The organism is Pseudoflavonifractor sp. 524-17, assembly GCF_009935845.1.
GTDB lineage: Bacteria > Bacillota > Clostridia > Oscillospirales > Oscillospiraceae > Pseudoflavonifractor_A.
The window spans coordinates 26,434-50,937 of record NZ_QWEK01000029.1 but is presented as its reverse complement, the minus strand read 5'-3'; the positions used below and the strand labels follow the sequence as shown (position 1 = coordinate 50,937).

Annotated in this window: 18 protein-coding genes; 1 reads left to right on the top strand and 17 read right to left on the bottom strand. The window is 59.3% G+C overall.

From position 1 onward, the window contains the following. Positions 1-106: 106 nt before the first annotated feature. From D1159_RS11740 to murD, 9 genes are all read right to left on the bottom strand, one after another. Positions 107-2,536: a transglutaminase-like domain-containing protein gene (locus D1159_RS11740; RefSeq protein ID WP_161845845.1), complete on the bottom strand. Its 2,430-nt coding sequence runs from the start codon at positions 2,534-2,536 to the stop codon at positions 107-109. 196 nt (positions 2,537-2,732) lie between these two features. After that, positions 2,733-4,718, bottom strand: coding sequence for an NAD-dependent DNA ligase LigA (ligA, locus tag D1159_RS11735; RefSeq protein WP_161845844.1), 1,986 nt, complete (start codon positions 4,716-4,718; stop codon positions 2,733-2,735). Beyond that, on the bottom strand, positions 4,660-5,361 hold the full coding sequence (locus tag D1159_RS11730) for a VanZ family protein (RefSeq protein ID WP_161845843.1): 702 nt from the start codon (positions 5,359-5,361) through the stop codon (positions 4,660-4,662). The genes ligA and D1159_RS11730 overlap by 59 nt, the downstream gene beginning before the upstream one ends. Before the next feature lie 5 nt (positions 5,362-5,366). Next, positions 5,367-6,062 carry a sporulation protein YunB gene (gene yunB, locus D1159_RS11725; protein ID WP_347563683.1) on the bottom strand — a complete coding sequence of 232 codons (696 nt, stop codon included), beginning with the start codon at positions 6,060-6,062 and terminating at the stop codon, positions 5,367-5,369. 80 nt (positions 6,063-6,142) lie between these two features. Next, complete coding sequence (locus tag D1159_RS11720; RefSeq protein ID WP_161845842.1) at positions 6,143-7,393, bottom strand: methionine gamma-lyase family protein; 1,251 nt, start codon at positions 7,391-7,393, stop codon at positions 6,143-6,145. 52 nt (positions 7,394-7,445) lie between these two features. Further along, complete coding sequence (locus D1159_RS11715; protein ID WP_161845841.1) at positions 7,446-8,441, bottom strand: M42 family metallopeptidase; 996 nt, start codon at positions 8,439-8,441, stop codon at positions 7,446-7,448. 17 nt (positions 8,442-8,458) lie between these two features. After that, complete coding sequence (locus D1159_RS11710) at positions 8,459-9,484, bottom strand: M42 family metallopeptidase (protein ID WP_161845840.1); 1,026 nt, start codon at positions 9,482-9,484, stop codon at positions 8,459-8,461. After that, the gene (locus tag D1159_RS11705) at positions 9,478-10,512 is read right to left on the bottom strand and encodes a M20/M25/M40 family metallo-hydrolase (RefSeq protein ID WP_161845851.1); all 1,035 of its coding nucleotides are present in this window, start codon (positions 10,510-10,512) and stop codon (positions 9,478-9,480) included. Before D1159_RS11705 ends, D1159_RS11710 begins: the two co-directional genes overlap by 7 nt. Positions 10,513-10,543: 31 nt before the next feature. Continuing rightward, positions 10,544-11,932: a UDP-N-acetylmuramoyl-L-alanine--D-glutamate ligase gene (murD, locus tag D1159_RS11700; RefSeq protein WP_161845839.1), complete on the bottom strand. Its 1,389-nt coding sequence runs from the start codon at positions 11,930-11,932 to the stop codon at positions 10,544-10,546. A 495-nt stretch (positions 11,933-12,427) separates the two neighbouring features. Here murD and D1159_RS11695 point away from each other — a divergent pair, with 495 nt between their 5' ends. Continuing rightward, entirely contained in the window at positions 12,428-13,378 is a 951-nt protein-coding gene (locus D1159_RS11695) for a D-2-hydroxyacid dehydrogenase (protein ID WP_161845838.1), read from the top strand. Positions 13,379-13,418: 40 nt separating this feature from the next. Here D1159_RS11695 and D1159_RS11690 read toward each other — a convergent pair whose 3' ends face one another. The 8 genes from D1159_RS11690 to rapZ all read right to left on the bottom strand — a co-directional run bounded on the left by D1159_RS11690 (position 13,419) and on the right by rapZ (position 24,502). Further along, positions 13,419-14,684: a DUF4179 domain-containing protein gene (locus D1159_RS11690; protein WP_161845837.1), complete on the bottom strand. Its 1,266-nt coding sequence runs from the start codon at positions 14,682-14,684 to the stop codon at positions 13,419-13,421. Next, the gene (locus tag D1159_RS11685; RefSeq protein ID WP_161845836.1) at positions 14,681-15,166 is read right to left on the bottom strand and encodes a sigma-70 family RNA polymerase sigma factor; all 486 of its coding nucleotides are present in this window, start codon (positions 15,164-15,166) and stop codon (positions 14,681-14,683) included. Before D1159_RS11685 ends, D1159_RS11690 begins: the two co-directional genes overlap by 4 nt. A gap of 177 nt (positions 15,167-15,343) precedes the next feature. Then, positions 15,344-16,903 carry a cardiolipin synthase gene (gene cls / locus D1159_RS11680; protein ID WP_202621052.1) on the bottom strand — a complete coding sequence of 520 codons (1,560 nt, stop codon included), beginning with the start codon at positions 16,901-16,903 and terminating at the stop codon, positions 15,344-15,346. Beyond that, positions 16,897-20,430 carry a DNA polymerase III subunit alpha gene (locus D1159_RS11675; protein WP_161845835.1) on the bottom strand — a complete coding sequence of 1,178 codons (3,534 nt, stop codon included), beginning with the start codon at positions 20,428-20,430 and terminating at the stop codon, positions 16,897-16,899. The genes cls and D1159_RS11675 overlap by 7 nt, the downstream gene beginning before the upstream one ends. Before the next feature lie 15 nt (positions 20,431-20,445). Beyond that, on the bottom strand, positions 20,446-21,654 hold the full coding sequence (locus D1159_RS11670; protein WP_161845834.1) for an RtcB family protein: 1,209 nt from the start codon (positions 21,652-21,654) through the stop codon (positions 20,446-20,448). An 11-nt stretch (positions 21,655-21,665) separates the two neighbouring features. Beyond that, complete coding sequence (whiA, locus tag D1159_RS11665; protein WP_161845833.1) at positions 21,666-22,583, bottom strand: DNA-binding protein WhiA; 918 nt, start codon at positions 22,581-22,583, stop codon at positions 21,666-21,668. A 12-nt stretch (positions 22,584-22,595) separates the two neighbouring features. Continuing rightward, complete coding sequence (locus tag D1159_RS11660; RefSeq protein WP_161845832.1) at positions 22,596-23,615, bottom strand: gluconeogenesis factor YvcK family protein; 1,020 nt, start codon at positions 23,613-23,615, stop codon at positions 22,596-22,598. 26 nt (positions 23,616-23,641) lie between these two features. Then, complete coding sequence (gene rapZ, locus D1159_RS11655) at positions 23,642-24,502, bottom strand: RNase adapter RapZ (RefSeq protein WP_161845831.1); 861 nt, start codon at positions 24,500-24,502, stop codon at positions 23,642-23,644. Positions 24,503-24,504: the final 2 nt, after the last annotated feature.

Genomic DNA, 24,504 nt, shown 5'->3' with positions numbered 1-24,504 from the left:
TTTTTCTCACCCTGCTCTATTTTACCTCGTTTATATGAAAAAGTCTGCCGAAGGGCAGACTTTTTCGACAGGCTGGGGGCATAGGCCAAATGGCCTATGCCCTGTCTTACTTAAAACACAGATATTCCAAAATCCGGGCGAGTAGCTCCACCGTGCCTACGTAATAACCACTGCGCCCATAAACTGCCTGTCCCGCTTTGCTGCACACCACAGCCAGAGGGGGACGGTCCGGATCGCAGCCCAGCCGGCGAGCCACCTCCTCCAGATCAAAGCTCCACTCATCCATCAGCACCTGAATTTCGGGCCATTTATGCAGCACTCTGGCCAACGTGGGCTGTTTTACGCTCTCTGCACTTCGCACAAAAAATTTAATGTCTGCCGGGAGCGCCTGGAATGCCTCCTGTCTGTCTGTCAGCTCGTTAAGTATATGCTCTGTGGGTTCACTCCCCTCCTCCAGCCAGAACAGTAAAGCGGGCTTGCCGCTGGTATGCCGCCCATCCCCCACTGGTTCTCCCGTCAGCGTAACCGCCGGAAGGGGCGGCATGTCCTGTTCTCCCAGCATATCCGCTAAAGCAAAGGTACGCAGACAGAGTGGGATGGTCTGCCCCTGTCCGGACAGGATAAAATCCCGCCGGGCGGCGAATTGACTGCCGTTGGGCAGGCGCACTGCGGTGATGATCCGGTACCCCCCCACAGGCAGGTTCAAACAATATATCTCCCTGTTCCAATCCCCATCCCGCAGATTTAACTGCCGCCAGCCCATCTCTGTCCAGCAGGAGAGCGTCCAATTCTGCCGGTACAGGGGTATCTGTCCCTGTGTCCGCACCAGCCGCAGCGGCCCAGTCTCCTCCTCCGCTACCGTCCGAAACCGACCATTCTCCCAAAACTCCGGCACCCCGTCTGTAGGCCGCAGCCGGGCGGCGATGCCCAAGGTACGCAGCAATGTCACAAACAGCACCCGGAGACTCTTTTCGTCGCACCGGCCCCGTTTCACTGCTACGGCAGGGGTCCAATACAGATTGGCGTAGCAGTCCCCCTGCGGCGCTGCAATATGGCGTCTCAATTCCCCCCACAGAAGGCCGGGCCGGGTGCGAAAGCGCTCTTCTAATCCTGCCAGCCATTGGGACAGCGGACCCCGCCAGGAGGTGAGCTTCTCCCAGGCGATTCTGGGGCAGGCTACATAGCGCCAGTAAATTTCTTCCGGCAGCTCACCGGCGGAGGGCAGGTGGAAGAGATCCTCTAACGTCTCACAGTCTGTATCCCGCAGATCTTTCTCCGCCAAAGTGGCTAGCAGCCGGGCCCGGCTCTCCCGGTTCTTCCCAGAAAGGAAGGCATATATTTCGTCAAAATTGCCACGGGCGCTCCGGAGAAGTGCCTCCTCCATTTCCGGCAGAGCAGCTCCCCGGAGCGGGTCAAAGTGGGCGCTGAGCCGGCTCTCCCGTATGGCTGTTCCCTGGGCCAGGACAGCGGCCCGTTCTGTCTTTTGGATCTGTGTCAGTGTGCCGGGATGGATGGGTGCGTCTTTAGGCGCACAGTAATTCCACTCCACCCATTCTTCCTCCGGGCAGAACGCATCGGACAGCATCAGGGTGCACCCCTCCCCGGTACAGTCCTCTTCCGCCCACAGGCCGTTCCACTCCGCCAGGACATGAAGGCTGCCCAGTCCCAGGGAGATTTCCGCCTTCCCGCAGCCGTCCGCCGTCAGGATTGCAACCGTGTGAAAGCCAGCCTCATTGAGAAGTTGCAGATGGAGCCGGGCGCCGGGGGCAGGCGCTCCCTGCCACCGGACTGAGAAGCGGTATTCCGCCGTCCTGGCATAGCGGGCGGTCTGATTATACCAGGTCACCGCCCCTTCCCGGCCGATGGGGACGCCATGGAGTGGAGATGTACCCCGACCGAAAATCCGGGAATGGACTACCATAGCTCTGGAGGCAGCGGTGTTGAACCACCCACGGTCCAACACCGGCTCCGGCTCACAGGCGCCGAGAAAATGCCAAACTCCGCCGCATAACACCTCCACCCAGGCGTGATTGTCGTCGCAGTGGGACCACCGGGGGGCATAGATCTGCCGGGCGGGAAGGCCCACGCTCCGCAGAGCCGCTGTCAAAAAGGCGGACTCCTCCCCGCACCGGCCGCTTCCATTGCGCAGTACGGTCAATGGTGCGGCGGTGCGGTCATCCTGGCTCTCGTAGGACGCCCACTCATGGCACCAGCGATTTACCTCCAGCGCTGCCGCTTCCGGGAATAATCCAGTCACCCGGGGCTGAAGCGCACGGTAAAAGCAGGCATGATATTCACCCAGATCCTCATCGTTCACCCTGGGACAGAGGACATAGTGGTAAAAAATCTCCTCCTCCAGTTGGGCGCACCAGGCGAATTCCTGACGCACCTGGAGGGCGTGGTCCGCGCACGTAAGGAAGAAGTCAAAGGAATAGCAGTCCAGATCGCTCACCGGCAGACTGTCCCGCAAAAATGCCATAGCCTGCCGGCGCTCCCCTGTCAGCGCATCCAGTTTCTCGCTCCACTCAGGCCGCATTGTCTCTCTCCTCTCTCTGAAACATCATGGCGCTCAGAAGCTGTACCATTTGGAAAAGTATGCAGATTTGCGAGGGTAAATCATCTTTGACGAGGCAAACAATCGCCGGAACACGCTGCGTATTTCAAGATTTTTCAACGCCGTTCAGAGGCGATTCGATCTGCAAAGACCGTACTGAGACAATTGGTACAGCTTTTCAGCTTTCCTCTGCCAGCAGTTCTTCCAGCTCTTCCTCGGAGAGCACGGGAATGCCCAGCTCGTTGGCCTTTTTCAGCTTGGAGCCGGCGGCCTCTCCCGCCACCACATAGCTGGTCTTTTTGGACACCGAGCCGGAGACCTTGCCGCCCAATGCCTCAATTCTCGCCCCAGCCTCCTGCCGGGTGAGTCGCTCCAGTGTGCCGGTGAGGACAAAGGTCTTCCCCGCCAGCTTGTCCCCAGCAGGCGCCTCATGGCTGTCCATATTTACCCCCGCCGCTCGCAGGCCGTCGATCAGGTGGCGGCTTTGGGGACTCTGGAACCACTGCACAAGGCTCTTGGCGGTAATACCGCCAATGTCCGGCACTTCGGTGAGCGCCTCCTCCGTGGCAGCCATCAGGGCGTCCAGGGAGCCGAACCGGGCCGCCAGCACCTTTCCCGCTTTCTGCCCGACCTGCCGGATCCCAAAGGCGAAGAGCAGCCGGGACAGGTCGTTCTCCTTGGATTTCTCAATGGCGGCGATCAAATTCTGAGCGCTGCGCTCTCCCAGCCGCTCCAGTTTGGACACCGCATTTGCCTCCAGCCGGTACAGATCGGCGGGCCCCTTTACCAGCCCGGCCTTCACCAGCGCCTCTACCACTGCCGGTCCCAGGCCCTCAATGTCCATGGCGTCCCGGCTGGCGAAGTGGACCAGATTGCGCAGCACCTGGGCAGGGCACTCCGCACCGGTACAGCGGATGTGAACCCCGTCCTCATCCCGGACCACCGGTGCGCCGCACACTGGACAGACCTCAGGCAGCGTATAGGGAACCGTCCCCTCTGGCCGCTGCTCTTTCAGCACACTGACAATCTCGGGGATAATCTCCCCCGCCTTTTGAATCAGTACCGTGTCGCCGATGCGGATATCCTTCTCCGCAATAAAGTCCTGGTTGTGGAGGGTGGCGTTGGTGACGGTGGTCCCCGCCAGGCGCACCGGCTCCACCACCGCTTTTGGGGTGAGCACACCAGTGCGGCCCACCTGCACCACAATATCCATCACTCTGGAGGTCTTCTGCTCCGGCGGATACTTGAACGCCGCCGCCCATCGGGGAAATTTGGCCGTGCTGCCCAAAATTTCTCTATCTGGCAAGCTATTTAACTTTATAACCGCGCCGTCGATGTCAAAGGGAAATTCCTCCCGGCTTTCCCCCATCTGGACAATTTGATCGCCCGCCTGGATAATGGTGGGACAGGTGTAATGTGGAATTACTTTAAAGTGCTGTGTTTTCAAGTATTCCAAGGTCTCTGTATGTGTCTGAAAGGTCTTTCCCTCCGCCAGTTGGATGTTGAACACCTGAATATCCAGCCGGCGGGCCGCCACCACCTTGGGATCGTGCTGACGCAGGGAGCCGGCGGCGGCGTTGCGGGGATTGGCGAAGAGAGACTTCCCCTGCACCTCCAGTTGGGCGTTAAGCGACTCAAAAACCTGCTTGGGCATATACACCTCGCCCCGGACAATCAGCCGGGGCAGCTTGTCCGGCAAAACCATGGGGATGGCACGCACGGTCTTCAGATTCTCCGTCACATCCTCCCCCACCCGGCCGTCTCCCCGGGTGGCCCCCCGGACAAAGACGCCATTTTCATACTCTAAGGCCACTGACAGTCCGTCCACCTTAGGCTCCACATCGTATTCAATCTCTCCGTCCAGGGCGTCCCGCACCCGCTGGTCAAACTCCCCCAGTTCTTTTTGGTCAAATACGTCCTGAAGACTCTCCAGCGGCACCAGGTGGACCACCTCCTGAAAGCCGTCGGCCACCTTGCCCCCCACCCGCTGGGTGGGAGAATCTGGCGTCACCAGCTCAGGGTGGGCCGCCTCCAGCTCCTCCAGCCGGCGGAGCTTGTGGTCAAAGTCGTAGTCGGACATAGTGGGGTTGTCCAGCACATAGTACTCATAATTGGCCTGTTCCAGCTCCTCTCGAAGGGTCTGGATCTCCTGTTGTTCGTCCATCTAAAGCCTCCACTTCTTCACATTGAAACCGCGCCGTAAACTGGGGCGTCCGCCAGCGCAGGAGTACAAACAGTCCATACCCCAGCATCGCCCCCAGGGTGTTGAGAATGACATCGTCAATATCGGTACTGCGGACCACGAAATACTGTCCAATTTCGATGAACACAGAAGTAATAAAGCCGGTCTTCGCCGCCCGCTGCCACCTGGCTCCCCGCCACAGCAGGGCGGGAAAGAGGCCGAAGGGCACAAAGACCGCCAGATTTCCCCCCAGGTTCAGCAGGGTAAAAGCCCAGCCGCCTTTTTGCAGCTCCCACCGGTAATCGGAAAGCATATGGAACGGCACCAAATTCACCCGGTAAAACGGCCCATACCGGCAGACCAGCAGCCGCACGTCTCCCCACATACCATCCGTTGTGGCCGCCGGCTCTACCACAAAGTCCGGCAGGAGCGTCATCACCAGTACGCCGGACACGATGGCCCCAAACAGAAGGAGCGCCCCCTCCCGCAGCGTGCTGCTTCTCAGCCCCATGGCTGCCAGAGTCCTCTTCCGGTAGGGCCGCAGGCCGGCAAACAGCACCGCCGCCGGAAGGGCGGCCAGCAGCATCATCTGCAGATAACGGAACAACGTATCACGAAGAAACATGTATATTAAGAAAGTTCTCCTCTCTCCTTTTCGTAACCAAATGGAAGGTTGAGATAGGTGTCCGGCACCTGTCCAATAATCACCGTCTCCGTCACGCACACCGGAACATTTATGCTATACTCTGCCCTTCCCCCCGGCAGCAGCAGGGACACCTCCACCGTCACGTCCAGCATCACCTGATGGAGGGTCTGGTTGATCCCCGCCGCAGTAAACTCATTGCGAAACTCCGCCCTTGGCACCGCCGCCGCCAGTACCTGCACGGACAGTACCGGCCCCCGGCCGGAACAGATCCCCCAGCCGGTGAGATTTCCTATGGGGATTCCCAGGGTCTCCCGGTCTAATGCCCGCACCCGCTCCAGCACGTCTGCCAGAATGCTCCCCCGCAGCCTGTTCAAGGCGGCCGGGTTGGCAGTGAGGGTAGTAATGGTCCCGTTCTGGTCGGTCTGAATGGCAAACAGCCCGTCGCCGGCATCGCCTTCCTCTAAAGAGCGGCCTACCGCGTCGTTGACGATCTCCGTCACCGCATTTTGCAGCTTCGCTCCGGCCAGCTCAATCACCACCGGCCGGGCCAGCCGGTCAATCTGCCAGAACAGCGCCAACGCCAGCCCAATCCCCGCCAAGGCAGGAAAGAGATGGTATCTCCGTTGGGCCGTACCTCCGCCGTATCGGCTGGCCAGCCGCCGCAAAAAGACAGACCGCACAAGCCCTCCCCCCTTTGGGTTCAGACTATGCGCCAGATTGCTTGACCTAGAACCCAGGCTCTTAGAAATGGTACAGCTTCTTATTCCGTCCGGAGCAGCTCCTCCACCGCCAGCAGAACCCCCGCCTTTCCTGACTCATAGGTCAGGCCCCCCTGAAGGTAGGCAGTATAGGGCTCCCGCATGGGCGCGTCGCAGGACAGCTCGATGGACGCCCCCTGGATAAAGGCCCCCGCCGCCATAATCACCGGGCTGTCATAGCCTGGCATGGCCCAGGGTTCCGGCGTCACATAGGAGTCCACCGGAGCGCCAGACTGGATGCCCTTGCAGAACCGCTTCAGGGGCTCCGGCGCGCCGAAGTGGATCATCTGGATGATGTCCCGGCGGACGGTATCTGAGGCGGGCTCCGTCCGGTAGCCCAATCCCTCCATAATCTTGGCGGCGAATACCGCCGTCTTCACCGCCTGAGCCACCGTATGGGGCGCCAGGAACAGTCCCTGGTACAGCGCCCGGCTGCTCCCCATCGTGCAGCCGCACTCCCGGCCAATGCCGGGGACGGTGAGGCGCATAGCCGCCCCCTCGATCAGATCCCGCCGCCCGGCCAGATAGCCGCCGGTAGGAGCAAGCCCGCCGCCGGGATTTTTGATCAGAGATCCCACCACCAGATCTGCCCCCGCCTGGGTGGGCTCTCTGGCCTCCACAAACTCGCCGTAGCAGTTGTCCACCAGAATGGCGGCGTTCGGATTATTCTCCCGTACCACCCGGCACAGTACTCCAATCTCCTCCACCGACAGGGACGAGCGGGTGGAGTACCCCTTAGACCGCTGGATCAGTACCGCTTTCACCTTTGGGTCCCGGACCGCCCGGGCCAGCCCCTCTGGGTCGGGCGCGTCGTCGGCCAAATCCACCTGCCGGTAAGATACCCCATAGCTTTTCAGGGAGCCGGGGCCCTTGTCCGTTACGCCGATCACCCCCAAAAGGGTGTCGTAGGGTGCGCCCACCGCCGACACCAGCACGTCCCCCGGCTTCAGCGCCCCGAACAGAGCGCAGGCGATGGCGTGGGTACCGTTGACAAAGTTAATGCGAACCAGAGCGTCCTCTGTACCGAAAATATCGGCGTAGATTTGCTCCAGCCGATCCCGGCCCAGGTCATCGTAGCCGTAACCGGTGGTGCCGGCAAAGCAGCTCTCGTCCACCCGATATTTCTGAAAGGCCGCCAGAACCTTTTGCGTGTTCTCTTCGGCAATGGCGTCGATGCGGTCAAACTGCTCCCGCAGGCCGGACTGAGCCTCCCGCCCCAAGGCCCGGACCCGTTCACTTAGCTGTAAAGACATCTCGCTTTTTTCATCCTATCTATTCGATTTTGTATCGTGCCGGGGGCGTCTGTCATCCCTCCAGCTCCGCCCCGGCATAGGCGGCCGCCAGCGCGGCGCAGGCCTCCACGTCCCGGGCGTCCACCATCTCCTGTGGGGTATGGGTGTACCGGCAGGGAATGGAGATCCCCCCGGTAACCACACCGCCCCGGCTTTGGTGAATGGCCCCAGCGTCGGTGCCGCCGAACCGGATCACATCCCGTTGAAAGGGAATGCCCTCGGCCTGTGCCAGGGCGCACAGCTTTTCTACTATGGCGGGGTGGCACAGGACGCTGCGGTCCATCACCTTCACTGCCGCGCCGCCGCCCAGAACGCTGGAGCACTGGTGCTTGGTGTCCAGCTCGTCGTCCGCAGAGGTCACGTCTACCGCCACCGCGTAGTCTGGGTCAATCGAGAATGCCGCAGTTCTGGCTCCTCTCAGCCCCAGCTCCTCCTGGACAGTAAAGACAAAATAGAGGTCGTTCTCACTCTGCTGAAGCCGCTCCAGCGCCATCAGCAGCACCACGCAGGAGATGCGGTTGTCCATATAGGGAGAAACCAGCCGGTCTCCCGCTTGATAGGCAGGTGTGTCGTACACCGCCGTATCCCCCACCTGCACCTTGGACTCGGCCTCCGCCCGGTTCTTGGCGCCGATGTCGATATACAGATCATCCAGCTTGAATGCCTTCTCCGCCTGGGCGGACACCGCCAGCACCCCCCGAGTCCCGTTGGCAAAGCGCACCGGCGCATAGGCGATCTCCGCCGGGGTCAGCCCCCCCAGGGGTCCAAAGCGGAGAAAACCGTTTTCATCTATATGGGTCACAATACAACCGATGGAATCCATGTGGGCGGCGAACATCACCTTGGGACCTCTTCCCCGTTTGCGGACAATCAGATTTCCCAGCGGATCGGTGGTAATCTCATCGGAAAAGGGGGCGGACAAGCCGCGGATGGCCTGGGCTATCCCCGCCTCGCCGCCGGAGGGACCATGACAGCTATTGAGGACGCGGAGGGTTTCTAACATATCCATACACTTATCTCTCCCTGTCAGCCGCGGCCGGCCAGCGCGCCGATAAAGAGCCGCGACAATGTCAATATATTCTCTATATCCTGGATGCAGGCCACGCTGGCCGGCGCATGGAGGTAACGCACTGGGGCAGATATGGTTACAGTCCGCACGCCCCCCCGGGATCGCTGTACCGCCGAGGCGTCGTTTCCCCCCGCGAGGCGGTGCTTGGTCTGCCAGGGGATCTGGTTGGCCTGGGCCAGATCCCGGAGCAGCTCAAACAGCTCCCGATCCGCCACGGAGCCCAGATCCATAAAGGGCACCACCGGCCCCCCGCCCAAAGCACATACGCTCTGGTGTCCTTTGGCGCCAGGCAGGTCTGCGGCAGTGGTGGTCTCCAGCACCAGGGCAATCTCCGGCTTCTCCCCAAAGGCGGCTCCGAAGGCCCCCCGGCAGCCCACCTCCTCCTGCACAGTAAACAGGAAAGTGCAGTCCATGGGCAGTTCCTCTTCCAACAGCTTGATCATCACCGCGCAGCCGATGCGGTCATCCAGGGCCTTCGCCTTAATGAGGCCGCTGCCGAAGGTCTCGCTGTCGCTGTCGAAGACGCTGCAGTCCCCCAGAGCCACCTGCTTTTCCGCCTCCTCCTTGCTGTCCGCGCCGATATCAATATAGAGATCCTCCGTCTTGGGGAGGGTCTTCTCCTCCTCGCCGCTGACCAGATGGTAAGCTTTCAGGCCGATGACTCCAGGGATCTTCTCCGGCCCCACCCGCACCGGCTTGCCGATGAGCACCCGGGTGTCAATTCCCCCAACACAGGAAAATTTCAGATAGCCCTCGTCAGTAATCCGGCGGATAATCAGCCCCACCTCGTCCATGTGGGCGCACAGAGCCAGCTTCGGGCCACCGGAGCGCTTCCCCCTTTTGAACACAATTAGATTTCCCAGGGCGTCCACCCGTGTCTCGTCGGCATAGGGGGCTACCCGGTCTCGGATATTGGCCCGGACCTCCTCCTCAAAGCTGGACACACCAGGCAGGGCACACAGTTCCCTGACCAAACTCAGCATAGACTGCCTGCCTCCTCTCCCAGACGCTTGGCAAAGGCGGCCAGAAGCTGGGCCACCCGCTCCATATCCTCCCGATCCAGCACCTCAATGGGGCTGTGCATATATTTCAGGGGCAGGCTCACCACCGAGGTGGCTACCCCCTCCCGGCTGATCTGCATATGCCAGCCGTTGGTACCGGTGTGGCCGGCCATCACCTCCAGCTGATAGGGGATCTCTTCTTTTTCCGCCTTCTTCACCATCCGCTGGGTCATCCAGCGGGTCATATTGGGGCCCACTCCAATGGCCGGTCCGCCGCCTACGGTCAGACATTTCTCCTTGGGGGCGTCCGGCGTCTGGCCGTGAGTTACATCCACTGCCACACAGAAATCCGGAGCGATGGAGAAGGTGGCCCCCTTGGCTCCCGCGCCGCTGATCTCCTCCCGGGTGCTGCCCAGAATGTAGAGATCCACATCCAGCTTCACGTCCTTCAGCAGCTCTGCCGCCCGTACCAGCGTAACAAAACAAGCCCGGTCATCCATGGCCTTGCCCCACAGCTTTCCCTGCCCCAATGGGGCGCATCCCCCGCGAAAGACCATGGGCGTACCGATGGGAATCCGCTTCTCCGCTTCCTCCTGGCTCAGGCCCACATCCACAAAGAGTTTATCTATAGGAACGGATTTTTTTCGTTCGCTGTCCTTCAGCAGGTGAGGCGGGGTACAGGCCACTACCCCCAGCACAGGCTGCTGGGCCAGCACCGCCAGCTCCCGCCCCGGCAGCATCCGGGGATCCACACCGCCGATGGACTGAAAGCGGAGAAATCCGTCCTCGATTCCCGTCACTATCAATCCGATTTCGTCCAGATGGGCGTCCAGCAACAGCTTTTTCGCCCCCGGCTTTCCGCAGCGGCGCAGGCCGATGACGCTGCCCATGCGGTCTGTCCATACCTGATCCATCAGCGGCTCCAGCAGCGCCTGGGCCACCTGGGCTGCCGGGCCCTCAAATCCGGAGGGGGCGTTGCATGCGCACAGCCCCTCCAGCGCCTGTTTCATATCCAAGTTTTCTTCCCCTCCTTCCGGTTTTTCAGTCCAGTCCCCGAATGATGGTTTTAAACACATTGCCCCGCTCCATAAAGTTCTTGAACTTGTCAAAAGAGGCGCAGGCTGGGGAGAGCAGTACTACGTCTCCCCGTTCCGCCCGGCAGTGGGCGGTCAGTACGGCCTCTTGAAAATCATCGGTCTCCACAATCTCCAGCCCGCCCGGCTGATATCCGGGGGCGCCCTCTACCGCCGTCCGCAGCTTCGGGGCGGTGTCCCCCGTGAGCACCAGCAGCTTGACATGGTCCACGATCTCCGATCCCAGATCGTCAAAGGGGATATGCTTGTCATAGCCTCCGGCGATGAGGATTACCTTATCCCGGAAGCAGCGCAGGCCTGCGGCGGTGCGGGATGGGCTGGAGGCGATGGAGTCGTTGTAGTACTTCACCCCCCGCAGGGTGCGCACCAGCTCGATCCGGTGCTCCACCCCCTGGAAGGAGGCGGCGAATTCCCGGATCACCTGATCTGGTACCAGGCCATTCACCGCCCCGATGGCGGCCATATAGTTCTCTACATTGTGGCCGCCGGGCAGCAGAATGTCCGCAAGAGGCAGCACCTCCCGGCTCCCTGTCTCGTCCGCCACCCAGATGGCGCTGTCCTTCAAAAATACGCCCTGGGACAGTTCCCGCTGGCAACTGAACCGCACCAGCCTGCCGGGGACCCGCCCCTCAAAGGACTGGGTAATCGGGTTGTCATCGTTGAGCACCGCCACCCCGTCCCCGTCCTGGAAGCGGATGATGTTCTCCTTTGCGGAGACATACTCCTCCATGTCCAGGTGGACATCCAGATGATTGGGCGCCAGATTGGTAATGACCCCAACATCCGGGCTGCGGCCCATGGTCATCAGCTGGAAGGAGGACAGCTCCACCACCGCGATATCCTCCATCTCCATCCCCGCCGCGTCGGGCAGCAGCGGCTTTCCGATATTCCCCCCCACGTAGACCGTATGTCCAGCCGCTTTCAGCAGGCCGGCGATGATGGTGGTGGTGGTGGTCTTCCCGTCGCTCCCCGTCACAGCAATGATTTTGCAGGGGCAAACCTCAAAAAAGGCCTCCATTTCAGAGGTAATTACCGCCCCCCGCTCTTTGGCGGCCAGCAGCTGGGGTACGTCCGGCCGCAGCCCTGGGGTGCGGAAGATCACCTCCTCCTCCAGCTGGTCCAGATAGCCGGAACCCAGCCGGAGGGTAACGCCCAGACTCTCCAGCGCCTCCGCCTGACCGCCGAATTCCTCCCGGCCCCGTTTATCACAGGCGGTGACCTTGATCCCCGCCCGTACCAGCATGTTAATCAGCGGGGTGTTGGACACGCCGATGCCAACCACCGCCACTGTTTTTCCCTGTAATTGATCCAAATAGTCCTGTGCAGCGGAACTCATAGCTCTGTTCCCCTTTCAGAAATTCATGCGCAAGCAATAGCGCCGCCAGTTCTTCAGCAAACATTATTATACTTCCGCTTTGGAAAAAATTCAATGAAAAGCAGTCATTCTTTCCAAATATAGGTCTCTCCCCTGATCCGCAGAGCGACGGCGGGGGCGCGAAAACAAGTTGAATCCAATTAGGCGCTATGATATAATTGGGGGCATAGTGCGGAATGGAAGGGGGACATCAATCGTGAACCAAGCACTGCAAAAAGTCTCTTGCTGATCGGCTGTTTTCTTATGGCAGCGTTCCTTTTCATTTATTCGGTTACAAAGAAGGATGTTTTCGGCTATTTCAGCTTTGGTTTTGCCGCTGCTGGTGTCATTTTCTGGCTCATATTTGGCCGGTGTCCCAACTGCCGCGGCTTTTTAGGCCGCACATACGATAAATACTGTCCCCACTGCGGCGCAAAAATAGAGTGGTAATTTTCCATCTACAGGAGGTAAGCTGCTATGTCCCTCGTCGTTTTAGACGGCTATGCCATGAATCCTGGGGACCTCTCCTGGGACTCGCTGGAGCCCTACGGCCCCGTCACTGTCTATGAGCGCACCCCCCACGAGCTGGCCGCCCAGCGCATCGGCGCCGCTCAAATGGTGCTGACCAATAAAGTGCCCATTACTCAGGCAGTGATGGACGCCTGTCCCAACCTGCGCTACATCGGCGTTACCGCCACCGGCTATAATATTGTGGACCTGACTGCTGCCAGCGCCCGGGACATTCTCGTCACCAATATTCCCGCCTACAGCACCCCCTCTGTGGCCCAGCATGTCTTCGCCCTGCTGCTGGAGCTGACCAACCGGGTGGGCTGGCACGCCCAGAGTGTCCGGGCGGGCGCCTGGCAGAGCTGTGCCGACTTCTGCTACTGGGACCGCCCCCTGATGGAGCTGGCTGGGAAGACCTTCGGCATTATCGGCTACGGCCGTATTGGACAGGCAGTCGCCCAGCGGGCCATGGCCTTTGATATGGAGGTACTGGCCGTCTCCTCCCACGCCCTTTTGGACCAGCCCCACCTGCACACCGTATCTATGGACGAGCTGCTGGCCCAGTCTGACGTCATCTCCCTTCACTGCCCTCTGACGGAAAAAAATAAAGGCTTCTTCAACCAGGAGACTATTGATAAGATGAAGGACGGCGCTCTGCTCATCAACACCGCCCGGGGACCTCTCATCCACAGCGGCGACCTGGCCCAGGCGCTCCGCTCCGGCAAGGTGGCCGGCGCGGCAGTGGACGCTCTCCCCCAGGAACCGCCCAGAGACGGCGACCCGCTTATCGACGCCCCCAACTGCATCATAACCCCCCACCTGGCCTGGGCCTCTGCCGAAGCCAGGCGGAGGCTGCTGGACATCACCGTCCAAAATCTGGCCGCTTTTGCCGCCAATCAGCCTATTAATGTGGTGAACTAAGAAATTCCCCCGCTGCCAGCTGGCAGCAGGGGAATTTGCATTACTTCGCAATCTGTGAGGTGGCCTCGGGCGCGTCTGGCATTTCACCGTCTGACTGCCTCCAGTAGGGATTGACCTCTGTCCAGTATGTCTCATTTTCAAATTTACCAGGGTAAAACAAGAACAATACCGTATGCCCTATGCCGCCGTTGGGCAGCTCTTCTGCTGGGTCGTTGTCCCCCGGAAATACAATCTCCTCAATCTCCGCCAAGTCAATTGGCGTTTCAAATTGGAAATAGAAGCTGGCGTCCGCATATAAAAATTGCTTCTCTGCATCGCTATGCCAGGAAAGAGACATGGTATCTCCTGGCTTGGTATACACTTTTGTACCGCTCTTCAGCAGGATATAGGGCCGCCAGGGCGCCTGCTCTCCCGCCGCATTTACATATTCACAGGCATCTTCAGTTGTCAGAAGCAAAGAAAAGGACAGGGAAAAAGGCGAGAGTGAAAGTTCTTCCACCACAGCCGGCATCGTTCCGTCCAGCATTACACTGGAACGCCCTGTAAAGGAATAGGACTTCACCATGCTGGTCAACGGAAAACCGATATCAAATTCCAGATTGTCATAGACCACCGGGGCCCAATCTCCTGTCTCACCAGAATAGATGCGCAGCTGGGATAGATTTTCCAATGTACAGTACCCCAGATGCTCTGGCACCTTCTTATTAAATGTAAGATGGAACATCAAAGAAATTCGGTTATCCGTTGGGTTCTCATCCGGCAAGGAGTCTATCCCCCACCAGTACCCAGAAAAGATTGCGCCTTCTGTCTTTGTCTCATCTGTATACAACCCCACTTCGGCTGGCCGACGCTCCTCCGGCGCTCCTGTAAACCAATAATCCCCCCGTCCTTCCGGTGTTCCCTCCGCCTGGGGGAGCACGTCTCCCTCCGGAGCCTGAAACTCCATCAGGGCGTAAACGCTCCGCTGATCCCACACGACTTCCTTCACCGTAAGACTGGCGCCGGACCCGTTTTGATCCCAAAATGTCTGTTGGACCGAGGTTGCCGCCAGTTTTTCGGCCTGGTTTTTGTCTGAAATGCCGAACATGCTCCGAAACTCTGGTGAAATGCCTGCCAGGGACACCGCTCCGGCGGCTCCAGCCAGAAGGGACACTGCCGCTACAGCAGCCGCCATCCGGCGGTAGGGAACGGCCGTCCCGCAGTCTGTCTGTCCCCCCCGCCTGCCCTTCACCAGAATTTCTGTCAGGGCATCCTTTTCCTTGGGAGAGAACGACAATCCATCCAGCTCCTCAAAATACCGTTTCATATCTCCTGCACCTCCAATTCCGCTTTTAGCCGCCGTCGTGCCCGGCTCATCCGGGCGCGGACAGCCTCCGGTCGGACGCCAAGCAGTCCGGCAATCTCTTCTGTGTGGTAGCCCATGTAGTAATAGAGCACCAACACCTCCCGGTCTCTCACCGGAAGCTGTTGGACCTGCTCCAGTACCCCGTCCGGCTCCGGCTGGAAAACCGGCTGCTCCGCCGCCTGATCCAGCCCTACGGTATGCCTGCGCCAAAAGCTCCTGCGCAGATTTTTGCAGGCATTGACCGTCACCCGCACCATCCAGGCCCGCTCCTGGGCGCTGGTGGGGAATGTTTCGGCAAACGCCATCCGTTTCAGCAGCACCTCCTGGCAGATATCCTGTGCGTCCTGCACTGAGTTCAAAATAGAGTATCCCAGCCGCAGAATCATGTCGGAGTAGTCCGACACCAGACGTTCTGCCAGCTGGCGCTCCGTCTCCTGTTTCATTTTGTCACCTCCCTGCTGTGTCCCTCTATATAATAAAACAACTGGGCCGCCCCTTTTGTGACAGGGACGGCCCACGTATTTTTAAAAACTGTACCATTTTCGTATTTCGAGATGTTTAACACAGCCAGGGATAATTGGGACTGCATGGATGCGTACTGAAACGATTAGCACAGCTTCTCACATCAGGGGGGCCAGCACCCGCAGCACCGCCCGCAGAAGGTGGCGGCCGGAGGAGTGGGCCCGGCAGCGTTGGAGGGTAATGGCCTCGCAGTGCTTGAGCGTCTGGAGAAAATCCGCCTTCATGTCCAGCAGGCAGGGCGCACCGCACAGCCACACGCCGTTTTCAAAGTGGAGGAACATACTCCGGTAATCCATATTGATGGTGCCCACCGTACCAAAACGGTCGTCCACCACAAAGTTTTTGGCGTGTACAAAGCCGGGGGTGTACTCATAGATGCGCACACCCGCCTCCAGCAAGGGCTCATAGTGGGCGCGGGTCACCTCAAAAATGATCCGCTTGTCCGGGATATGGGGGGTGATAATACGCACATCCACCCCAGACTTGGCGGCGTTGCACAGGGCCCGGTTCACACAGTCGCTCAGAATCAGATAGGGCGTGGTGAGATACACATAGTCCTTAGCCTTGGTGATGAGATTGAGATAGACAGTTTCCCCCACTGGCTCCCCGTCCAAGGGGCTGTCGGTGTAGGGCTGCACAAAGTACTCCCAGCAGTTTTGGGGCATCTCCTCCGCCCGTGGCCGGAGGGCGGCAAAATTCTCCTGCGCGCCGCGGATATAGTCCCACATACTCAGGAACATCACCGTCATGCTCCACACCGCCTCCCCCCGCAGGAGGATGGCGCTGTCCTTCCAGTGGCCGTACTTCTCCACCCGGTTGATATACTCGTCCGCCAGATTGATGCCGCCGGTAAAGCCAGTGTGGCCGTCAATAATGCACAGCTTCCGGTGATCCCGATTGTTCAGCCGCAGGGAAAGAACCGGAACAAAGCGGTTGAAGACACAGCACTTGATTCCCTTGTCTTCCAGCTTCTGGGCGTACTTCTTGGGCAGGGTGAACAGGGAGCCGATATCGTCATAGATCACCCGCACATCCACCCCAGCCTTGGCCTTCTCCTCCAAAATCTCCAGGATGGAGTTCCAAAAAACCCCCTCTTCAATGATAAAATACTCAATAAAGATATATCGCCGCGCCCGCTTCAGCTGCTCCAGCATCTGTGGGAACACGCTGTCACCCAGGGGAAAATAGGCTGCCTCCGTGTTGGTGTACAATGGCCCATGGGCGTACTGCTCCAGATAGCTGGCCTGGCGTATTGCGTCCTCGCCGTAGCGCTCCAGTGTGGTCTCCACACCGGGCCACTCCCCATCGGTCTTACAGTCCCCCTCCAGAGCGGTTACCATCTGCCGCTCCATCCCCTGCATCTTCTGCTGCGCCCGTAGAGACAGCCGGTTGCCCCCTACCAGCACATAGAACAGCCCGCCGAAGACAGGAAAAAGCAGGATCGGAATAATCCAGGCGATCTTATAGCCCGGGTCGCTGCGGCTGCTTACAATCCACAGCACCGCTACCACGGATATGGCAATGCACAGCCAGTAGAAATAGATAAAGTACTCAAAAAACTGCAGCAGCATCAGCGCCAGCAGCGCCAGCTGCACCCCGATCAGTAAAACCGTTATGGTCAGCCGGTGGAACATCAATGACGCAGCTTTTTTCAGCATGTCCCGTTTCCTCCTTCCACCTGGTCTGGCGGTGTCTTTGAAGCCTGCGGCGTTTTGAGTTCCGCCGCCTTCACCGCCACATTTTCCTCCCCCAGCAGCCCGCGCAGCTCCTGGAGCAAAATGGGGTGTACCTGGCAGGGCAGGGCTTGGGACCAGGTATTGGTATCCATAAACTTCGCCCGCAGAGGCTCCTCTCCGGGGAACATCAGCAAAATGCGCTGTATTTTTCCCCATCTAGGATCCGTCTGGGCGGGCAGGCGCAGATACAGCTTTTGATACTGAGGCGCGTTCTGGGCGGCCTGGCCGTTCTCCTCCAGGGGCTGTATCTTATCGCACATGATCTGCGGGGCCTTTTCGTCCCGCACGGAGATACGGCCCTCTGCCACAACAGGCGTATTTTCTTTCAGATAGGCGCCGCTCTCCCCCAGCACCCGGGAAAAAACCAGCATCTCCATAGAGCCCGTGTCGTCTTCCAGCATCACATAAGCCATCAGCGTATTGCTGCGCGTCGTCTTTGTCTTGGAGGAGGTCACCACTCCGGCCACGGTCACCCGCTGGCCGTCAGAAAAACGTTCCGGCCCACCCTCCTGTGCAAAATCCGCTGTGATCGCCCCCATGGACACCGCATGGAACCGCTTTGCCGCTTCTCGATACTCATCCATGGGGTGGCCGGTAAGATAGAGCCCGGTGGTCTCCTTTTCCATCGCCATCAGCTCCCGGCGGGAAAATTCCGGGATGTTCTGCACTACAAGCTCTGGGGCGCTCTCCTCCGCCCCGCTGCCGAAGAGGTCAAACTGTCCGGCCAGATTCTTCCGCTTGTTCTGGGCGATAGAATCCACCACCTGCTCATAGCCCTGGAGCAGCTGGGATCGCCGCACCCCCATAGTATCAAAAGCGCCGCAGCGGATCAGACTCTCCAGCACCCGCTTGTTCAGGTCGCAGTCAAACAGCCGCAGACAGAAATCCGGGAAGGACGAAAAAGGCCTTTCTTTTCTCCGCTTGAGAATGTCCCCTACAATCCCCCAGCCGACTCCCTTCACCGCCGCCAGGCCGAAGCGGATATTCTCCCCCGAGACGGTGAAATCCGCCCCTGATTCGTTGATATCCGGCGGCAGGAGGGCGATGCCGCACTCCCGGCATTCATTGATATACTCCGCCACCTTGTCGCTGGAGTCCAGCACCGAGGTAAGCAGAGCCGCCATGTACTCCTTGGGGTAGTGATATTTGAACCAGGCCGTCTGGTAGGCCACAATGGCATAGGACACCGCGTGGGCTTTATTGAAGGCGTAGTTGGCGAAGTCGTAGATCTCATCATAGATATCCGCCCCCGTCTGCTCGTCCACCCCCCGGGCGATGCAGCCCGGAATATTCCGCTCAGGGTCGCCGTAGATAAAAGACTGGCGCTCCTTTTCAATCTGAGCCTTCTTCTTTTTCGATATAGCCCGGCGCACCATATCCGCCTGCCCCAGAGAGTAGCCCCCCAGCTCCTGAAAAATACGGATAACCTGCTCCTGATAGACAATGCAGCCGTAGGTGACAGACAAAATGGGCTCCAGCTTGGGGTGCTTGTAGGTCACCCGATCCGGATTCTGCTTGCAGGCGATAAACCGGGGAATCGACTCCATGGGGCCTGGGCGGTAGAGGGCGATAATGGCGGTGATATCCTCAATGTTCTGGGGTTTAAGTCCCACACACACGCCGGTCATGCCAGAGGACTCCATCTGGAACACCCCAGAGGTACGCCCGTCGGCGAGCATCTGAAATACCTCCGGGTCGTGGTCCGGAATATCCGCCAGAGAAAACCCCGGCTGCTTGGCCCACACCATACGCGCCGTGTCGTCCAGAATGGTCAGGTTGCGCAGGCCCAGAAAGTCCATTTTCAGCAGGCCAAGCTCTTCCAGCGTCGTCATCACATATTGGGTGACGATGGACTCATCGTTCCGCGCCAAGGGCACATAGTCCACCACCGGCCGCTTTGTGATCACCACTCCCGCCGCGTGGGTAGAGGCGTGGCGGGGCATCCCCTCAATGGCCTTTGCCGTATCAATGAGCCTATGGATGTCCTCCTGGCTTTCATAACTCTCCCGCAGGGGCTTGGACAGCTTCAGGGCCTCCTCTAGGGTGATGTGGAGGTTGCTGGGGCCGCTGGGCACCTGCTTGGCCACCGTATCCACGTCGGCATAGGAGATATTCAGCGCCCGGCCTACGTCCCGGATAGCCCCCCGGGCCGCCATAGTGCCGAAGGTGACAATCTGGGCCACATGATCTCCGCCGTACTTATTCTGAACGTACTCAATTACCTCCTGCCGGCGGCGGATGCAAAAGTCAATGTCAATATCCGGCATCGTAACCCGCTCCGGGTTCAGAAAACGTTCGAAATACAGATCATATTTCATAGGGTCCACATCGGTGATGTCCAGGCAGTAGGCCACCATGGACCCGGCGGCGGAGCCCCGGCCCGGCCCCACCGGGATCCCCCTGCCTTTGGCGTAGCCGATGAAATCCGACACGATGAGGAAGTAGTCCACAAACCCCATTTGCCGGATGACTCCCATCTCATACTCCAGCCGCGCCCGGAAGCCCTCCCCCGGCTGGGGGTAGCGGCAGGCAAAGCCTTTGTCGCACAGCGCCTGAAAATAGGCGTCCGGGTCGGTATGTCCCGCCGGCAACTTGAACTCCGGCAGGTGGTATTTGCCGAATTCAAACTCCAAATTACACTGGTCGGCAATCCTTTGGGTATTCTCCACCGCCTGGGGGTAGTCGGGAAAGAGGGCAGCCATCTCCTCCTCCGATTTAATATAAAACTCTTGCGTCTCAAACCGCATTCGGTTTGGATCGTCCGCAGTCTTGCCCATCTGGATGCACATCAGCGTATCCTGCATGGAAGCGGCCTCCCGGGTCAGGTAGTGGGCATCGTTGGTCACTACCAGGGGAATCCCCGTCTCCCGGTGGAGACGCAGAAGTCCTGCCGCGGCCTCCCGCTGGGCGGCGATGCCGTGGTCCTGTATCTCGATATAGTAGTTATCCGCCCCAAAGAGATCCCGCATCCGCAGGGCCTCCCCCTTGGCGCCCTGATAGTTGCCCCCCAAAATCAGCCGGGGCAGTTCTCCCGCCAGACAGGCGGACAGGGCAATCAAGCCCTCGTGATGGGCCTCCAGAAGCTCCTGATCCACCCGGGGCTTGATGTAAAAGCCGTCAATAAACCCCTGGGAAACCAGGCGGCACAGATTGTGATAACCTGTCTCATTTTTGCACAGCAGGACCAGGTGCCGGGCCTCCGCGTCGTACTCATGAATCTTATCTGTCCGCTTTCGGGGGGCTACATAGACTTCACAGCCAATAATGGGTTTTACCCCCGCCGCCTTGCAGGCCCGGTAGAAGTCCACCACGCCGTACATGACGCCGTGATCGGTGATGGCCACCGCGGTCTGTCCCAGCTTCTTCACCCGCTGGGGCAGATCCTGAATCCGGCAGGCGCCATCTAAGAGGCTGTACTCTGTATGGACATGTAGGTGGACAAAAGACATGGCGCTCCTCCCGTCTTACTCTTCGCTGCCCGCCTTAAAATTATAGATGGGCCTGATAATGCGTTCCATCTCTGCGGTGGGGGCAATGTTGGACACAATGGATTCCATGGGCTTATAAGCCATGGGACACTCATCCAGCGTGGCGCTGCTTACCGATGTGGTGTAGATCTCCGCCATCTGCCGCTTGAACTCGGACACGGTAAAGGACTGCTTGGCCTCCCCCCGGCTCATCAGCCGGCCAGCCCCGTGGGGCGCCGAGCAGTTCCAGTCCTCATTGCCCTTCCCGGTACAGATCAGGCTGCCATCCCGCATGTTGATGGGGATGAGAAACCGCTCCCCCGCCTGAGCGGACACCGCCCCCTTGCGCAGAATCATGGCGTCGGTGTCGATGTAGTTGTGTACCGTCGTAAACTGCTCCTCTATGTGGAACTTCATCCCCTCCACCAGCTCATCCACCATGGCCTGGCGGTTAAGGGCGGCGTATGCCTGAACCAGCTTCATATCGTGAAGGTACTGCTCGAAGAGATCTCCGGATACATAGGCCAAGGGTTTGGGAATGGCAGTGTGCTTGGTGTTGCGCCAGGTCTTAATGGCCTGCTGGATTTTCTTTTCCTCCCCCGCCGCCTTCATTTGGGCGATCCTCCGCTCCAGGCTGGCCTCGTCGGTCTGATTGAGCACCCGATACCCTGCCTCCTGGTAGTACTTTGCCACTTCTAAGCCCAAGCGGCGGCTGCCGGAGTGGACTACCAGGTAGAGATTGCCCTCTTCATCCCGATCCATTTCGATAAAATGGTTGCCGCCCCCCAATGTACCCAGACTCTTCTCTGCCCGCAGGCGGTCCACCGCCTTCCAGCAGCACAACTGGTTCAAATGGATTCGCTCTGAATACCGGTGGGCCTTCTCCCGGATAGCAAAACCAGAGGGAATCCGCTCATAGATCAGCTTGTCCAGCTTTTGAAGCTCCACATGCCGCTCCCGCAGACGGACGGTCTCCATGCCGCAGCCGATGTCCACCCCCACCAGATTGGGCACCACCTTGTCGGTGATGGTCATAGTGGTACCCACTGTGCAGCCTGCACCGGCGTGTATATCCGGCATCAGCCGGATCCTGCTTCCGGCGGCAAATTCCTGGCTGCACAGCTCAATCACCTGGGCGATGGATGCCTCATCCACCACATCGGTATAAATCTTCGCTGTATTGTATTTTCCCGCTACTTCTATCATAGCTTCTCCTGTTATTCTCTTGTCCCGGCGTTCCCCTGGCCCCGGCTCAGCTCCACCAGCTTGCGCAGGCGGTGGTTCAGACAGGACTTGGTCACTGGCGGCTGACATACCTCCGCCAGCTGCGCCAGCGTCAATTCCGGATAGGCCACCCGCAGCCGTGCTGTCTCCCGCAGTTTCTCTGGCAGCTCCGCCAAAGCTCCCCGGTCATTCAGCCGCCGAATGGCCTCAATCTGCTCCTGGGCCGCCTCCACAACCTTATCCAGATTCGCCGCATCGCAGTTCACCCGGCGGTTCACCCGGCCCATTACCTCTTTCTCCGCCTTAGCGTTCATCACCGCCATAGCGGACAACGGCGCACCAAGCAGGGTAAGAATGTTTTCAATCGTTTCGCTTTGTTTAAAATAGGTAATATAGTTGCCCTTGCGTTCAATCTCTTTTGGGAAAAAGCCCGCCTCCCGCAGCAGAGCGGACAGCTCCCGGCTCACATTGTAATGGGACGTAGCCAACTCCAAATGATACCGCTTGGCTGGATCAGTCACCGAGCCCCCCGCCAAAAAGGCGCCGCGGAAAAAGGCCGCGCGGCAGTGCTCCTCCTCCAGAACGGCGAAATTGATATGGTGGGCCAGAATCTCCTCTAAATCATAGCCGAATGCTGCGCAGATAGCCGTAAGGCTCTGTCTGTCCTCAATTGAAAAGATACGCTTTCCGCCTGTCCCATCCGGCAACTGGTCAAAGGACACCTGAAATGCCCTCTGGAACAAGTCCGGCAGGCGGCTGGCAAATTCCTCCGATTCAGTGGCAATCCGGGCTCCATCCCGGGAAAAATGGCGGCAGAACAGCAGCACCCCATACGCCTCTGCCTGGGCACAGCAACGGCGGGACAACGGCTCCCGGCACAGCTCCTTCTTCGTTTCTGACGCAAAGGACATGGGCCCTCCCCCTTAAAAAATCTTGGTCTCCGCCCGCTCCCGATAGAGCTCCATTACCGCCTGGGCCAGACGGGTGACAGAGTGGCGGGCGTAATTAGAGGTCTCGGAGGATACCGGACGAGTGATCACTTCCACCCCAAGGGCCTCAATCGCTTCCCGATCTATAATGATAGGAACTGCATCCTCCTCCCGATAGCGCTCCACCAGACCAGGCCGCACCTGAGCGGAGTTACACAGGCACAGATCCACCAGCCCTGGCCGGCCGTGCTGAAGCAGCGCGGCCACATGATCGCCGGCGGTCATTCCCTCCGTCTCGCCGTCCTGGGTCATGATGTTGCAGATGTATATCTTCAGCGCGCTGGAGCGGCAGACGGCCTCTGAAATCCCATCTACCAGCAGATTGGGTATCACGCTGGTGTACAGGCTCCCCGGCCCCAGCAGAATAAGCTCCGCCTGTTGGATGGCCTCCAGGGCGGCCGGCAGAGCGGCCGGCCGCTCCGGCAGCAGACGCACCCGCCTAATGCGGCAATCCTGCTCCTTCTTGAACTGGAAAATTTTTGATTCCCCCACCACAGAAGTGCCATTTTCAAAGGTGGCCTCCAAATTGACATCCGCATTTGTCACTGGCAGCACCCGGCCCGTAATGGCCAGCACCTGACTCATCCGGGCCACCGCCTCATCAAAGGAGGGAGACAGCCCATTGAGGGCAGCTAAAATCAAGTTGCCGAAGGATTGGCCGGTCAGCCGGCCGGCTCCCTCCGGGAAGCGGTAGCTCAAAAGCTGGCTCATCACCGGCTCGGCATTGGCCAGCGCCTCCATGCAGTGGCGGATATCCCCAGGGGGCGGCATCTTCAGATCTTCTCGAAGAACGCCGGATCCGCCGCCGTCATCCGCCACCGTGACAATAGCGGTCAGATTTTTTGTGTGAAGTTTCAGCCCCCGCAGCATGGTGGACAGTCCGGTGCCCCCGCCGATGGCAACTATTCTGGGGCCATTGACCCACTGAAACTCACTGTACAGAGATTCTGTCATAATCATTCCTCCGCGGCGCTCTCCGTCTACGCTCTCGTCATATCCCGGTGGTTCTCGCTGGCCTGATAGCCCCTTTGCCGCACAAACTCCGCCAGCGCCCGGGTGATGGCCACAGAGCGGTGCTGTCCGCCGGTACAGCCCACGGCGATGACCAGCGCGGTCTTCCCCTCCGCCACATACTGGGGCAGCAGGAAGCTCATCAAATTTTCCAGATGGGTCATAAAATCCCGGGTCTGCTGGTAATTAAATACAAAAGAGCGCACCGGCTCGTCCAGGCCGGTCTGGCGCCGCAGCTCCGCTAAGTAGTAAGGGTTGGGCAAAAAGCGCACATCGAAAACCAGATCCGCCTCAATCGGGATGCCATACTTGAAGCCGAAAGAGATGACATTCACGCCCATAGCGTGGGCCTCTTTGCCGTCTCCAAACAGGCGCAGCACCTCCCCCCGCAGCTTGGCTGTGGATAGTGCGCTGGTGTTGATGATATACTCCGCCCGCTGGCGTACCGGGGCCAGGGCGGCCCGCTCCTGCTGCACCACCTCCTCCAGAGAGCGGCCGTTTTTCGCCAAGGGATGCATCCGCCGGGTTTCCTTATAGCGCTTGATAATAACCTCTGTTTCTGCCTCTACAAACAGGGTTTTATAGGCGCACCCGATTTGGGTCAGCTCCTGCTGCGCCTCAAAAAGCCCGTCGAAGGTCTGGCCGCCCCGGATGTCCGTCACCAGAGCCACCCGGTCGTATTTCCCCTTTCCCGCCATGCACAGCTCGGCAAATCTGGGAATCAGGGCCGCCGGCATGTTGTCCACCACGTAAAAGCCCATATCCTCTAAAAAAGAGGCCGTCTTGCTCTTTCCCGCCCCCGACAAGCCCGAAACAATAACAAATTCCATTT

Excerpts from the sequence above, each read along its gene's own strand:
- D1159_RS11685 (WP_161845836.1), bottom strand. The coding sequence starts at position 15,166 with ATGAAACAGGAGACGGAGCGCCAGCTGGCAGAACGTCTGGTGTCGGAC.
- D1159_RS11690 (WP_161845837.1), bottom strand. The coding sequence starts at position 14,684 with ATGAAACGGTATTTTGAGGAGCTGGATGGATTGTCGTTCTCTCCCAAG.
- D1159_RS11720 (WP_161845842.1), bottom strand. The coding sequence starts at position 7,393 with ATGTCTTTACAGCTAAGTGAACGGGTCCGGGCCTTGGGGCGGGAGGCT.
- murD (WP_161845839.1), bottom strand. The coding sequence starts at position 11,932 with ATGAGTTCCGCTGCACAGGACTATTTGGATCAATTACAGGGAAAAACA.
- D1159_RS11705 (WP_161845851.1), bottom strand. The coding sequence starts at position 10,512 with ATGAAACAGGCGCTGGAGGGGCTGTGCGCATGCAACGCCCCCTCCGGA.
- D1159_RS11660 (WP_161845832.1), bottom strand. The coding sequence starts at position 23,615 with ATGACAGAATCTCTGTACAGTGAGTTTCAGTGGGTCAATGGCCCCAGA.
- D1159_RS11715 (WP_161845841.1), bottom strand. The coding sequence starts at position 8,441 with ATGGATATGTTAGAAACCCTCCGCGTCCTCAATAGCTGTCATGGTCCC.
- D1159_RS11695 (WP_161845838.1), top strand. The coding sequence starts at position 12,428 with ATGTCCCTCGTCGTTTTAGACGGCTATGCCATGAATCCTGGGGACCTC.
- D1159_RS11730 (WP_161845843.1), bottom strand. The coding sequence starts at position 5,361 with ATGTTTCTTCGTGATACGTTGTTCCGTTATCTGCAGATGATGCTGCTG.
- D1159_RS11670 (WP_161845834.1), bottom strand. The coding sequence starts at position 21,654 with ATGATAGAAGTAGCGGGAAAATACAATACAGCGAAGATTTATACCGAT.
- whiA (WP_161845833.1), bottom strand. The coding sequence starts at position 22,583 with ATGTCCTTTGCGTCAGAAACGAAGAAGGAGCTGTGCCGGGAGCCGTTG.
- ligA (WP_161845844.1), bottom strand. The coding sequence starts at position 4,718 with ATGGACGAACAACAGGAGATCCAGACCCTTCGAGAGGAGCTGGAACAG.
- cls (WP_202621052.1), bottom strand. The coding sequence starts at position 16,903 with ATGCTGAAAAAAGCTGCGTCATTGATGTTCCACCGGCTGACCATAACG.
- D1159_RS11675 (WP_161845835.1), bottom strand. The coding sequence starts at position 20,430 with ATGTCTTTTGTCCACCTACATGTCCATACAGAGTACAGCCTCTTAGAT.
- rapZ (WP_161845831.1), bottom strand. The coding sequence starts at position 24,502 with ATGGAATTTGTTATTGTTTCGGGCTTGTCGGGGGCGGGAAAGAGCAAG.
- D1159_RS11740 (WP_161845845.1), bottom strand. The coding sequence starts at position 2,536 with ATGCGGCCTGAGTGGAGCGAGAAACTGGATGCGCTGACAGGGGAGCGC.
- D1159_RS11710 (WP_161845840.1), bottom strand. The coding sequence starts at position 9,484 with ATGCTGAGTTTGGTCAGGGAACTGTGTGCCCTGCCTGGTGTGTCCAGC.